At 46.0% G+C, this 12,321-nt stretch carries 11 protein-coding genes and 9 tRNA genes; 19 read left to right on the top strand and 1 reads right to left on the bottom strand.

From position 1 onward, the window contains the following. Positions 1 to 606 (top strand): peroxiredoxin, encoded by a 606-nt coding sequence (locus tag CBX96_RS03220; protein WP_011623136.1) that lies wholly within the window; start codon positions 1 to 3, stop codon positions 604 to 606. 75 nt (positions 607 to 681) lie between these two features. Here CBX96_RS03220 and rnt read toward each other — a convergent pair whose 3' ends face one another. Continuing rightward, complete coding sequence (gene rnt, locus CBX96_RS03225) at positions 682 to 1,350, bottom strand: ribonuclease T (RefSeq protein WP_023267864.1); 669 nt, start codon at positions 1,348 to 1,350, stop codon at positions 682 to 684. 142 nt (positions 1,351 to 1,492) lie between these two features. Between rnt and motY the strand changes: the two genes are divergently transcribed. The 18 genes from motY (at position 1,493) to CBX96_RS03310 (ending at position 12,169) form a co-directional block, all read left to right on the top strand. Continuing rightward, complete coding sequence (gene motY, locus CBX96_RS03230) at positions 1,493 to 2,365, top strand: flagellar protein MotY (RefSeq protein ID WP_109285677.1); 873 nt, start codon at positions 1,493 to 1,495, stop codon at positions 2,363 to 2,365. A 1,061-nt stretch (positions 2,366 to 3,426) separates the two neighbouring features. Next, complete coding sequence (locus CBX96_RS03235; protein WP_109285678.1) at positions 3,427 to 5,607, top strand: prolyl oligopeptidase family protein; 2,181 nt, start codon at positions 3,427 to 3,429, stop codon at positions 5,605 to 5,607. A 170-nt stretch (positions 5,608 to 5,777) separates the two neighbouring features. Continuing rightward, on the top strand, positions 5,778 to 6,179 hold the full coding sequence (gene ybgC / locus CBX96_RS03240; RefSeq protein ID WP_011626519.1) for a tol-pal system-associated acyl-CoA thioesterase: 402 nt from the start codon (positions 5,778 to 5,780) through the stop codon (positions 6,177 to 6,179). Beyond that, positions 6,169 to 6,855 (top strand): protein TolQ, encoded by a 687-nt coding sequence (gene tolQ / locus CBX96_RS03245; RefSeq protein ID WP_011623131.1) that lies wholly within the window; start codon positions 6,169 to 6,171, stop codon positions 6,853 to 6,855. Before ybgC ends, tolQ begins: the two co-directional genes overlap by 11 nt. Then, complete coding sequence (gene tolR, locus CBX96_RS03250; protein WP_011623130.1) at positions 6,855 to 7,289, top strand: protein TolR; 435 nt, start codon at positions 6,855 to 6,857, stop codon at positions 7,287 to 7,289. Before tolQ ends, tolR begins: the two co-directional genes overlap by 1 nt. Beyond that, positions 7,290 to 8,312: a cell envelope integrity protein TolA gene (gene tolA, locus CBX96_RS03255; RefSeq protein WP_109285679.1), complete on the top strand. Its 1,023-nt coding sequence runs from the start codon at positions 7,290 to 7,292 to the stop codon at positions 8,310 to 8,312. A 9-nt stretch (positions 8,313 to 8,321) separates the two neighbouring features. Then, entirely contained in the window at positions 8,322 to 9,650 is a 1,329-nt protein-coding gene (gene tolB / locus CBX96_RS03260; protein WP_011623128.1) for a Tol-Pal system beta propeller repeat protein TolB, read from the top strand. Positions 9,651 to 9,696: 46 nt separating this feature from the next. After that, the gene (pal, locus tag CBX96_RS03265; protein WP_011623127.1) at positions 9,697 to 10,233 is read left to right on the top strand and encodes a peptidoglycan-associated lipoprotein Pal; all 537 of its coding nucleotides are present in this window, start codon (positions 9,697 to 9,699) and stop codon (positions 10,231 to 10,233) included. Positions 10,234 to 10,257: 24 nt separating this feature from the next. Next, a complete protein-coding gene (gene ybgF, locus CBX96_RS03270) occupies positions 10,258 to 11,010 on the top strand; it encodes a tol-pal system protein YbgF (protein WP_011623126.1) in 753 nt (250 codons plus the stop codon). A gap of 142 nt (positions 11,011 to 11,152) precedes the next feature. Further along, positions 11,153 to 11,228, top strand: a tRNA-Lys gene (locus CBX96_RS03275). A 54-nt stretch (positions 11,229 to 11,282) separates the two neighbouring features. Beyond that, positions 11,283 to 11,358 (top strand) — tRNA-Lys (locus tag CBX96_RS03280). Positions 11,359 to 11,393: 35 nt separating this feature from the next. Further along, positions 11,394 to 11,469: transfer RNA gene (locus CBX96_RS03285), tRNA-Lys, on the top strand. Positions 11,470 to 11,506: 37 nt separating this feature from the next. Beyond that, positions 11,507 to 11,596 (top strand) — tRNA-Lys (locus CBX96_RS03290). Positions 11,597 to 11,631: 35 nt separating this feature from the next. Beyond that, positions 11,632 to 11,707 (top strand) — tRNA-Lys (locus CBX96_RS03295). A gap of 37 nt (positions 11,708 to 11,744) precedes the next feature. Beyond that, a tRNA-Lys gene (locus tag CBX96_RS21525) sits at positions 11,745 to 11,835 on the top strand. Positions 11,836 to 11,869: 34 nt separating this feature from the next. Next, positions 11,870 to 11,945 (top strand) — tRNA-Lys (locus CBX96_RS03300). 37 nt (positions 11,946 to 11,982) lie between these two features. Then, a tRNA-Lys gene (locus CBX96_RS03305) sits at positions 11,983 to 12,058 on the top strand. 35 nt (positions 12,059 to 12,093) lie between these two features. Beyond that, positions 12,094 to 12,169 (top strand) — tRNA-Lys (locus tag CBX96_RS03310). The last annotated feature ends 152 nt before the right edge of the window (positions 12,170 to 12,321 follow it).

A 12,321-nucleotide genomic window follows, 5' to 3' on the forward strand; every position in this document is an offset into this window, starting at 1 on the left:
ATGAGCGTATTAGTAGGCCGTCCGGCTCCTGATTTTACTGCTGCAGCTGTATTAGGTTCTGGCGAAATCGTAGATAGCTTTAACTTAACTGCGGCCATCAAAGGTAAGCCAGCGGTTGTATTTTTCTATCCACTTGACTTCACTTTCGTTTGTCCATCAGAGTTGATCGCTTTCGATCACCGCATGGAAGAGTTCACTAAGCGTGGTGTTGAAGTGATCGGTGTGTCTATCGATTCTCAATTCACTCACAACGCATGGCGCAACACCCCAGTAGAAAAAGGTGGTATTGGCCAAGTGAAATACACTTTAGTTGCTGACGTTAAACACGACATCTGTAAAGCATACGATGTTGAGCACCCAGAAGCTGGCGTGGCTTTCCGTGGTTCATTCCTGATCGACAAAGAAGGTATGGTACGTCACCAAGTAGTTAACGATCTGCCATTAGGTCGTAACGTTGACGAAATGCTGCGTATGATCGATGCTCTGCAATTCCACGAAGAGCACGGTGATGTATGCCCAGCAGGTTGGGAAAAAGGCGACAAAGGTATGAACGCAAGCACTGAAGGTGTTGCGGCTTACTTAGCAGAAAACGCAAGCTCTCTGTAATTTGCAAACCTTTAGTTAGGTAAAAAGAAAGCTGCCAAATGGCAGCTTTCTTGTTTTAGGCAATTGTTGGTAAAGCTATGCTTCGCTAACCGAATCATCAGGTTCGTTGGTGGCTAAGAGTGGCCAGCCACCTAAAGATTTCCAGCGGTTGACGATATAACAAAAGAGTTCAGCGGTGCGCTCGGTATCGTAGAGTGCTGAATGAGCTTCCTTATTATCGAAGGGGATCCCCGCCATAATACAGGCTTTGGCCAGCACGGTATGGCCAATCGCTAAACCTGCGAGTGTCGCAGTATCAAAGGTAGCAAAAGGGTGGAAGGGGGAGCGTTTTAAGTCACAGCGCTCAATCGCTTTACTCACAAAACCATGGTCGAAGGCAGCATTGTGCGCCACGATAATACTGCGGTGACAATCCGAGGCCTTCTGCGCCTTTTTAACGGCTTTAAAAATCTCCAAGAAGGCTTCTTTTTCGCTTACAGCGCCGCGTAATGGATTGGTGGGATCGATACCATTAAAGGCCAGTGCCTCGGGTTCTAAGTTGGCGCCTTCAAAGGGCTCAATATTGAAATGCAGGGTTTTATCAATCCCGAGCAAGCCTTCATCATCCATTTTTAACAGCGTGACGGCTATTTCCAGCAACGCATCGGTTTGAGAGTTGAAGCCCGCGGTTTCGACATCTATCACTACAGGAAAGTAGCCTCGAAATCGGTGTTTCAATTTGTTTGCGTCGCTAATATCGCTCATTAAAGTACCCAAGAAAAATTACAGGGCGCTATTATGCTAAATGTACTAGGATGTGTCATGTTTGATTGGTGGTTTTATGAGCTAAAGGAACTAAAAAGTTTGCCGATAAAACTTCGTAACCGAATAAACACGAGTAAGGGCTATGTGGCGAAAACTGATATTAGTATCAATTTTATGCGTTCCAGCAACTGCAATGGCAGAGTTGCGCCACTATGTGGCCTCTTTGGGGGAATCCCAATGGCGAGTCAGTCAAAACAGCCCCATCGTATGCCGTCTTGAGCATGATATTCCGTCTTATGGTAAGGCGATTTTCACCAGCGAAGCCGGTAAACAGTTAAATCTTAACTTTACCTTGGACATGTGGGTGAAGCCGGACCAAGTCACACAGGCGACCTTGATGAGTCGTGCTCCACAATGGCGTCCTGGCGTGGTATCGAAAGAAATCACCTCATTACGTTACCAGAAGTATTTTAATGGTGAAGTGCCTAAGCGCGCCGCTTGGTCAATGTTGACTGAGTTGAGCCGTGGTATGGAACCCACTTTTTATTATGCCGATTGGTATAACGAATCGAATAAAATTGCCGTAGGGCTGTCGGCGGCGAACTTTGGCCGTAAATATGCTGAGTTTAAGTCGTGCTTATCGCATTTATTGCCCTATAGCTTCGAAGATATTGCTTTTACCGTACTTAATTACGAAGAAGGTGGAACCGACTTAACGCGGTTTTCGCAGCAACAGCTTTCGCGTATTCAGGAATATTTGTCCTACGATCCGGATGTGGAGTTGGTGTTAGTCGATGCCTATACTGACAGTTACGGTGGCCGCTCCGTTAACCAAAAAGTCTCGGATAAGCGCGCTGAATCGGTTAAAGATTTCTTTGTCGCCAGTGGGATCCCACAGGATAGGATTGTCACCGTCGGCCATGGTGAGCGCCGTCATGTGGCGTCGAATGACGATATTGAGGAGCGAGCACTCAACCGCCGCGTGGTTATTCGGATCAGTAAGCCGCTAATGTGAGTTATCGTTTCTACGTTAATGCCCGAAGCTTATCGCTAACAGGATAGCGTTACGGCTCGATGAAATAAGCCACAAACAACAATACCAAGTATTCGGACTTGGTATTGTCATTTCTGCAGCGTGCATCTCGCGAATGCATGCGTGTTATTCCAATCTCAATCATTCAAGCTTTTGGCTTATTATACCAATCGTATTAAATATCTGTTCATTCAGCGGGAGTTAAACGGGCTTTAGACAAGGCGAAGGCTTGAAGGCATAGTGGCGCTCTGTCGAATGCCTTAAACGCAGTATAAAGCCCGTTCAACCCCGCCCTTCGGGAGCCTCACAGGCATCTCACTCCCGTGTTACATTGACTTAAAAGGGAATAACCATTTCTTCGTCAATGCGCCTTGGATTGAAATGCCTGTGAGGCTCTGAACTGATTAGATATTTAGTGTGATTGGTATTAAAAGTGCGGCAATGCTAAGAGTGACGCTAAGGCATGAGGTCATTGCTGCGTTTTTAGGGAAGAGGATTAGATTTTTATGTAACAAAAGACGACTGAAAATCGCAAGATTTTCGCGGTGTGTTTGAATCGAGATAAAAAAAAGCCCGCTTAAACTAAGCGGGCCGCAAAAAATGCATTTGCAATCAACAAATTGAAGGAAGGAAGTCAAGCATAAGAACCAGGGATGAACTGACGTCTTGAAAAGACACCAGTTTAAAAGTTCTTTGTTTTCCATATCCGCTAGCGGATATCTCCTGAAAACAAGCACATTCTAGTGTGTCCCAAGGGCTCAAGCAAACGAGAAAAATTGCCCTAACACATTAGCAAAACTAATGACTAATTAAGTGATCTTGCTCACTTAAGTCACTATTTAGCTTGATTAACAGCTTGTCAGTCAGAATTAATGCATAAAAATACACTTCAATAAACTCATCATTGCTACCACTTTGTTAAATCTTGCCTCTTCGCTAGAAAAGCTCATCTTTTGCTGCGGCATTGCCATGAAAAATTTTGCTTGTATAGTACTTGCTGCAAAAGAGCGTTAAGCCGGACATCACCAAAAGGACGATAAAAGATGGCATTAAGATTTCGCCTTGCCCAGCAAGGTTTATTAGTGGCCACATTGGGCATGGCGTTGGCCGCCTGCCAGAGTGGCAATACGCCAGAAGAGGCCGCACAGCAGGTCAGCGCAAACAAATTGGTTTACCCAGAAACTCGAAAAGACAACTTAGTCGAGACTATTCACGGTGTTGCAGTGGCAGACCCTTACCGTCACCTTGAAGAAAACACGCCAGAAACTGAAAGTTGGGTAAAAGAACAACAGGCCTTTGGTCAAGCTTACTTGGCGAAGATCCCCAACAAACAAGCCGTTGTTGACCGTATCACAGAGCTGTGGAACTACGAGAAAATCTCTGCTCCCTTCGAGAATGGCGATAACCAGTTTTATTACCGTAACGATGGTTTACAAGCGCAATCGGTGCTGTATGTAAAAGGCAAAGACGGCGTTGAGAAACCAGTACTGGATCCAAATGGTTTTTCAGCCGATGGGACTGTGGCGCTTTCCGGTGTTTCTGTCAGTAATGACGGCAAGATTTTAGCCTATGGTGTGTCTAAGTCGGGCTCTGACTGGCAACAGTGGCAGTTTATCGATATTGCCACGGGTAAAAAGCTGAAAGATGAACTCAACTGGATTAAATTCTCCAGCGCAGTGTGGGATAAGGAAAACCAAGGTGTTTTCTATGCCCGTTACGATGCGCCCGCGGGCGGTGATTTACTGGCCGATGTGAATTTTAATCAAAAAGTGTATTACCACAAATTAGGCACAGATCAGCGCCAAGATTTATTGATTTACGAGCGCCCACAAAATAAAGATTGGGGTTTTGGCATCGATGTGTCTGAGCAGGGCGAATATTTACTGTTGTCAATTTCGCAAGGCACAGACAAACGTAATCGTTTCTTCTATAAATCACTGTTTGAACCTAAAGCGCAGGTGGTTGAATTAATCCTTAACCTCGAAGCGGAATATGAGTTTTTAGGGAATGATGGCGCGGTATTTTATTTCAAGACCGATTTAGATGCGCCAAACGGTAAAGTGATTGCCATCGATACCCGTAATAGTGATAAATCCCAATGGCAAACCATTATTCCAGAATCGAAAGATCCTATTAATAAAGTGGCCATTATTAATGACCATTTAGTCGTGAGTTATTTGCACGATGTATTGGGACAGTTATCGATTTTCAGCATGGGTGGACAAAAGCGTCAGGATGTCACTTTGCCTGGCAAAGGTAATGTCGCAGGGCCTTTCGGTAAGGCGAGCAAAGATTATTTCTACTATGTCTTTAACAGCTATATTCAACCCGAAACCACCTATAAGTTCGATTTTAAAACGGCAGAGTCGACAGTAGTCGCTAAGCCGCAGGTGTCGTTCAATCCCGATGACTATGTGTCTGAGCAAGTGTTTTACACCAGTAAGGATGGTACTCGCGTCCCTATGATGGTGTCCTACAAGAAAGGTCTTGTGAAGAATGGTCAAAACCCAACGTTACTGTATGCGTATGGTGGTTTTGCGATTTCAATGACACCGCGTTTTAGTCCTGCCAACATCGCTTGGTTAGATATGGGCGGCATTTACGCCGTACCAAGCCTACGTGGCGGCGCGGATTACGGCGAAAGCTGGCACCAAGCAGGGATGTTCGATAAAAAGCAAAATGTGTTTGATGACTATTTTGCGGCGGCCGAATACCTAATCAACGAAAAATACACCAACAGCACTAAGTTAGGTGCCTATGGTCGCAGTAACGGTGGTTTGTTGATGGGCGCTGCGGTTACCCAACGTCCAGAACTGTTCGCCGCCGTGTTACCGGCCGTGGGTGTGCTGGATATGCTGCGTTTCCACAAGTTCACCATTGGCTGGGCTTGGACCAGTGAATACGGCAGTGCTGACAACGCTGAACAATTCCCTGCGTTATTGGCTTACTCGCCATACCATAACGTTAAAGCCCAAGCCTATCCTGCAACTATGGTGATGACGGCTGATCATGATGATCGCGTGGTTCCGCTACATAGCTTTAAGTTTGCCGCCATGATGCAAGAGAAGCAGCAGGGCGATAAACCGGTCATTATGCGCATTGAGTCCAATGCCGGGCACGGTGCGGGCAAACCGACGGCGATGAAGATTGACGAGTTTGCCGACATTTACAGCTTCCTGTGGCAAAGCTTTGGGCTGACATTGCCGCAAACTCTCGCAAAATAGCGAACTATGTTAATGAAATGGGGTCGTTTGACCCCATTGTTATTTACAAATCCCTCAATTGCGCTGAAACCCGCGCTATCCCTATCTATATCTTCGTCGGGTCATTCACAAGTCTTGTTTCCCTAGGTATAGTAAGCGTCAATTTTTCAACCAAAATTTGCTGATTTCAAATGACGTTTAATTGGCCCATTTCAGTCTATTACGAAGACACCGACGCAGGCGGCGTTGTCTATCATTCGAACTATCTCAATTTTTTTGAGCGGGCGCGAACCGAGTGGTTAAGAGCCTTAGGCGTAAGCCAGACTGCACTGTTAGCCGATGATACGGCGTTTGTGGTTAAGCGGGCGGAATTGGATTTTAAAAAAGCCGCGCGTTTTGAACAGAACCTTATTGTAGAAACTAAGGTCATAGAGTTGAAAAAGGCCTCGTTGGTATTTCATCAACGTTTGGTTGATCATCAGGGAGACTGTTATTGTGAAGGTACAGTGCTAGTGGCCTGTGTTGCCTTATCACGAATGCGTCCCCGAGCTATTCCCTTAAATATTGTGCAGGAGTTTGACAGTGCAAGCTGATATGTCGATTGTTGGGTTATTTTTACAAGCCAGTTTATTAGTGAAATTTGTGATGTTCACTTTACTTTGCTTGTCTGTAATGTCTTGGACGGTGATTTTACAACGCCGTAGCTTATTGACATCTGCAAAAAGTAAATCGGCAAAATTTGAAGATAAATTTTGGTCAGGCGTTGATTTAAATCGTCTGTATAAAGAATTATCGGCTCGTCCAGATAATACTGGCTTAGAGTCATTATTTGTGACGGGTTTTAAAGAATATTCACGTCTAAATAAATTAAATAACAAAGTGCCCGATGCAGTGATGGATGGGACTTCACGTGCCATGCGCGTCACCTTATCCCGTGAATTAGAAAAGTTAGAAGCCAACTTACCTTTATTGGCAACTATTGGTTCGACTAGCCCTTATATCGGTTTGTTTGGTACGGTATGGGGTATTATGAATTCATTTATCGCTATCGGCTCAATGGAAAACGCGACGCTTGCCATGGTGGCGCCAGGTATTGCAGAAGCACTGATCGCAACCGCAATGGGTCTGTTTGCGGCCATTCCAGCTGTTATCGCTTATAACCGTTTTGCGACTCAAGTTGAAAAGCTGGAAATCGGTTACGCTAACTTTATGGAAGAGTTTTCTAGCATCCTGCATCGCCAAGCATACAGTGAGAAGGAAGGCGTATAATGCAAGTCGGTTATCAGCGTAAACGTCGTCGCCCCGTTGCCGAAATCAACGTGGTGCCTTATATCGACGTCATGCTCGTGCTGCTGATTATTTTCATGGTAACAGCACCGATTGTGACCCAAGGGGTGAAAGTGGAGCTGCCTCAAGGGGCGGCTGAAGTATTGCCTGCGGACAGTAAGCCGCCAGTAGTCGCGTCTATCGATGCTGACGGTGCTTATTTCCTCAATCAGGGCGGTTCTAATAACGAAGAGATGGAATTGGATGAGTTAGCCACCGCCGTCGCGGCGATCATGGTGACAGAGCCTGAGCGCCCAGTGGTGGTGAAAGCCGATAGAAATATTCCTTACGATAACGTGATCCAATTGATGGTGACCCTGCAGCAGGCAGGCGTTCCCTCAGTCGGTTTGATGACGGATTCACCCAAGGAGAAATAGGTGGCGGATAATTCAAATGTTGCATTACCTCTGTCAATTTCAGCAGGTATTCATATTGGCGTGATAATTATTCTGGCCATTGGCATAGATTTCACCCATAAACCTGAACCTGTGCAACAAGTTAGCGCCCCTGCAGTAAAAGCTGTTATGGTTGATCAGCAAAAAGTGGCTAATCAAGTTGAAAAGCTTAAGCAGGAAAAGCGCGATGCTGAGCGCCGCGAACGTGAGCGCCAAGCCGAACTTGAACGCAAAGCACAGGAAGCAAAGCAAGCCCGTGAGCGTGAACAAGCACAGTTGAAGAAACTGGCGGAAGAACGTAAGCAGCAGGAAATTGAGACCCAAAAGGCCAATGATGCCGCGAAAGCCGCGCAGGTGAAGCAGCAACAGGAAAAGGAAAAAGCGCAGAAAGCTGAAGCCGACCGCAAACAGAAGGAGCAAGAACGTAAACTTGCTGAGGATGCAGCTCAAAAAGCGGCGGAAAAACGCAAAGTAGAAGAGGCCGCAGCCGCGAAAGCCGAGGCAGACCGTAAGCAGAAGGAAGCTGAAGCCAAGGCGAAAGCAGAGGCAGACGCTAAGGCCAAAGCGGAGGCAAAAGCCAAGGCCGATGCTGAAGCGAAAGCAAAAGCCGAAGCTAAGGCAAAAGCGGATGCAGAAGCTAAAGCGCGCGCCCAGCAAGAGCAGGAAATGGCCGATGCATTAGCCGCCGAACAGGCTGCGTTATCGCAAACCATGAATAAGCAAATGCAGACGGAAGTGGGTAAATACACCGCGATGATTAAATCGACGATTCAACGCAACCTAGTGGTTGACGAGTCGATGCGTGGTAAAACCTGCACTGTTTCTGTGCGTTTAGCCAATGATGGTTTTGTGATCAGCAGTCAGACACAGGGTGGCGATCCTAACGTGTGCCGTGCAACTAAAGCGGCGATCTTAAAAGCGGGCAAGTTACCAGTGTCTCCGGACCCTGCGGTTTATAACTTGATGAAAGAAATTAACTTAATCGTTGAACCAACGTTTAATTAAAGGAGTCCCATGAAAATTTTGGCAAAATGGTTAGCATTGGCGGTTCTGCTTTGCACTATGCCAGCAAAAGCGGCGCTGGATATTGTGATCACTGAGGGTGTGGATGCGGCGCGTCCAATCGCAGTGATGCCATTCCAATGGCAAGGTGCGGGTGCGCCACCTCAGGCGATCGCCGATGTGGTGATGTCTGATTTAATACGTAGCGGTACCTTCAAACCATTAGATGAATTAGGGTTACCACAACGTGGTATCGGTGCTTTAGCCCAGTTTGACGCGAGTGCGTGGGCCAATGTGGGTGCTGAAGCCGTTGTTGTGGGTTCGGTAAAACCCTATGGCACAGATCAGTTTTTGGTGAGCTTTGACCTTATCGATTTGGTTAAGGCGCAAAACCAAGCGCTAAAAGGGCCTACCAGTGCGACAGAGTTTTTGATGGATAGTCGCCAAACGGTCATTTCTGCGGCGCAGTTCCGTCAATATGGTCACCGTATCAGCGATATCGTCTATGAGAAGCTGACGGGTATTCGTGGCGCTTTCTTAACCCGTATTTCCTACGTGGTGGTTAACCATAGCCAAAAAGCGGCTTATTCACTGATGATCGCCGATTATGACGGTTACAACGAGCAGATGTTACTGCGCTCTCCAGAGCCGCTGATGTCTCCTTCTTGGTCACCCGATGGCCGTCGTTTGGCCTATGTGAGCTTTGAAAACAAAAAGGCTGAGATTTTTGTTCAGGATCTTTACACCCAAGTACGTACTAAGGTGAGTAGCTTCCCTGGCATTAACGGTGCACCGACATTCTCGCCCGATGGTAAATCCTTGGCAGTGACCCTCTCAAAGGATGGTCAACCTGAGATTTACGTTATCGATATCGCCACTAAGGCAGCAAAACGCATTACCAACCACTATTCCATCGATACTGAGCCTTCTTGGTATCCCGATGGCAAGTCATTGTTGTTTACCTCCGAGCGCGGTGGTAGACCACAGTTATATCGTGTAGATTTAAATTCAGGCAAAGTGACCCGTGAAACCTTTGAAGGTGAATGGAATTTAGGTGGTTCAATTACCCCTGATGGTCGCAGCATGATTTTCGTGAATCGCACAAACGGTAAATTTAATATTGCACGTATGGATTTAAGTACGCGCTTTATGCAGGTGCTGACATCGACACGTTTGGATGAATCTCCAAGTGTGGCCCCTAATGGTACTATGGTGATTTATGGCACTACGTATCAAGGCAAGCAAGTTTTAGCAGCTGTTTCTACGGACGGACGCTTTAAAGCGAGATTACCGGTAGGTCAGGGCGAGGTGAAATCACCTTCTTGGTCTCCGTTTCTCTAATGTATTAGCTAGATTTATTCACATTTAATTTTATAAGGAACAGATAATGGATCTGAACAAGTTGTTAAAAGCTATGTTGGTAGCACTTCCAATTATGGCTATTAGTGCGTGTAGCTCAACTTCTGAATCAGAAACTGATGCAATGGGCTCTACAAGCGGTTCTGGTAGCGAACTGAATGGTGGTGGCGTTCAAACTGGCGGTATTGGTGGAATGTTGTCACCTGAAGAGCAACAACGTCAGCAACTCGAGCAGTTGAGAAAAGAACACATCATTTACTTCGACTTCGACCGCAGTGAAGTTCAAACTGAATTTGCTGCCGTACTGGAAGCCCACGGTACTTATTTAGTTGAGCACCCAAGCGTACGCGTATTGATTGAAGGTCATGCCGACGAGCGTGGCACACCAGAATACAACATCGCACTGGGTGAGCGTCGTGCTAAAGCTGTTGCTAAATACTTACAAGGCATGGGTGTACAACCTAGCCAAATGAGCATCGTAAGCTATGGCGAAGAGAAGCCTCTAGACTTCACTCGTACCGATGAAGGTTTTGCTAAAAACCGTCGTGCAGTTTTAGTTTACTAAGATTGAATTACGGAGAGTAACGAGATGAAACGTGCCGTCTTAATTACGGCAATGTTCTTCGGCGCAGGAGCTGCAGTTGCAGCTCCTGCTCCTGTTGAAGATATTGCTGGTGGTTCAGGTGATGACAGACTTGCTCGTTTAGAGCGCATTGTAAAATCGAGACAACAAAGCGAAATTGATATGCAGCGCCGTCTGGATACTTTGCAGCAAGAAGTTCTCGACTTACGTGGTTTGACCGAACAACAGAATTATCAAATAGAGCAGATGCAACAACGTCAGCGTCAGCTTTACGATGAAATTGCCAATTTATCCTCCAAAGCCGCTGCCGCGCCAGCTGCTTCTACCCCAGCAACGCCCGCGGCTGCCGCAGCAAGTGCCAATGCCGCCGCCAGTAGCTTAAGTGAAACGGCCAGCTACGAAAGTGCGGTGAACTTAGTGCTGAAAGAGCGCAAGTATGACGATGCTATCCCAGCGTTTCGTGCCTTCATTAAACAGTATCCAGATTCCGTCTATGCTGCCAACGCCAACTATTGGTTAGGCCAGCTGCTGTTTAATAAGAGTGAATTTGCTGAAGCCAAACAAGCTTTCAATACCGTCGTGACCCGTTTTAGTGATTCCAATAAACGTGGTGATAGTCTAGTGAAGCTTGGCATGATCGCAGAGAAAACAGGTGATAAAGCCGGTGCGACTCAATACTACCAACAAGTGGTAAAAGACTACGCCAACAGCGCTGCAGCACGCATTGCCCAACAACAATTGGCTGCAATTAAAGCATAATTAACTAAAAAACATACTCTTAGTCTGTTTTTCATGCAAACGACAAAAAATTGGGAATTTACGCTTGCATGGGAAAATGAAAAAGGTATTATAGGCGCCCTCGGAACGGCGAGGTCGTTCGGGGCGAAAAATACCAGTAAATGGGTCGTTAGCTCAGTCGGTAGAGCAGTTGGCTTTTAACCAATTGGTCGAAGGTTCGAATCCTTCACGACCCACCACTTACTCTAGTAAATAGAATAAGTTAGCGGTATTTGAAGTGTTGTAAATAAGATGGGTCGTTAGCTCAGTCGGTAGAGCAGTTGGCTTTTAACCAATTGGTCGAAGGTTCGAATCCTTCACGACCCACCACTTTTCTGAAAGTGTAAAATTCAGAACCCTTAGATGGGTCGTTAGCTCAGTCGGTAGAGCAGTTGGCTTTTAACCAATTGGTCGAAGGTTCGAATCCTTCACGACCCACCACTTTACTGAAAGTGAATAAATCAGTGCCAAAACAGATGGGTCGTTAGCTCAGTCGCTTTTTTATAAAGCTAGGGCAGTTGGCTTTTAACCAATCAGTCGAATGGTTTAAATCCTTCACGATTCGCCACTTTTCTGAAAGTGTAAAACTCAGAGTCCTTAGATGGGTCGTTAGCTCAGTCGGTAGAGCAGTTGGCTTTTAACCAATTGGTCGAAGGTTCGAATCCTTCACGACCCACCACTTTACTGAAAGTGAATAAATCAGTGAAAAAATAGATGGGTCGTTAGCTCAGTCGCTTTTTTTATAAAGCTAGGGCAGTTGGCTTTTAACCAATCAGTCGAATGGTTTCAATCCTTAACGATTCACCACTTTTCTGAAAGTGTAAAACTCAGAGTCCTAGATGGGTCGTTAGCTCAGTCGGTAGAGCAGTTGGCTTTTAACCAATTGGTCGAAGGTTCGAATCCTTCACGACCCACCACTTTACTGAAAGTGAATAAATCAGCGCAAAAACAGATGGGTCGTTAGCTCAGTCGGTAGAGCAGTTGGCTTTTAACCAATTGGTCGAAGGTTCGAATCCTTCACGACCCACCACTTTTCTGAAAGTGTAAAACTCAGAGTCCTTAAATGGGTCGTTAGCTCAGTCGGTAGAGCAGTTGGCTTTTAACCAATTGGTCGAAGGTTCGAATCCTTCACGACCCACCACTCTTAAATTCCCTAGTAAACTCTTCCTCAGCTTGTAATCACAAAGCATTTTCGCTTTATTTTTAGCATTTTATACTTTTGTCTCATAGACTTATTGCCAATGTTGCTCGCTTGTTAAATTGTCCATATTGGCTGCGGACAAATAATAACAA

This window comes from Shewanella sp. BC20 (assembly GCF_003129585.1).
Classification (GTDB): domain Bacteria; phylum Pseudomonadota; class Gammaproteobacteria; order Enterobacterales; family Shewanellaceae; genus Shewanella; species Shewanella seohaensis.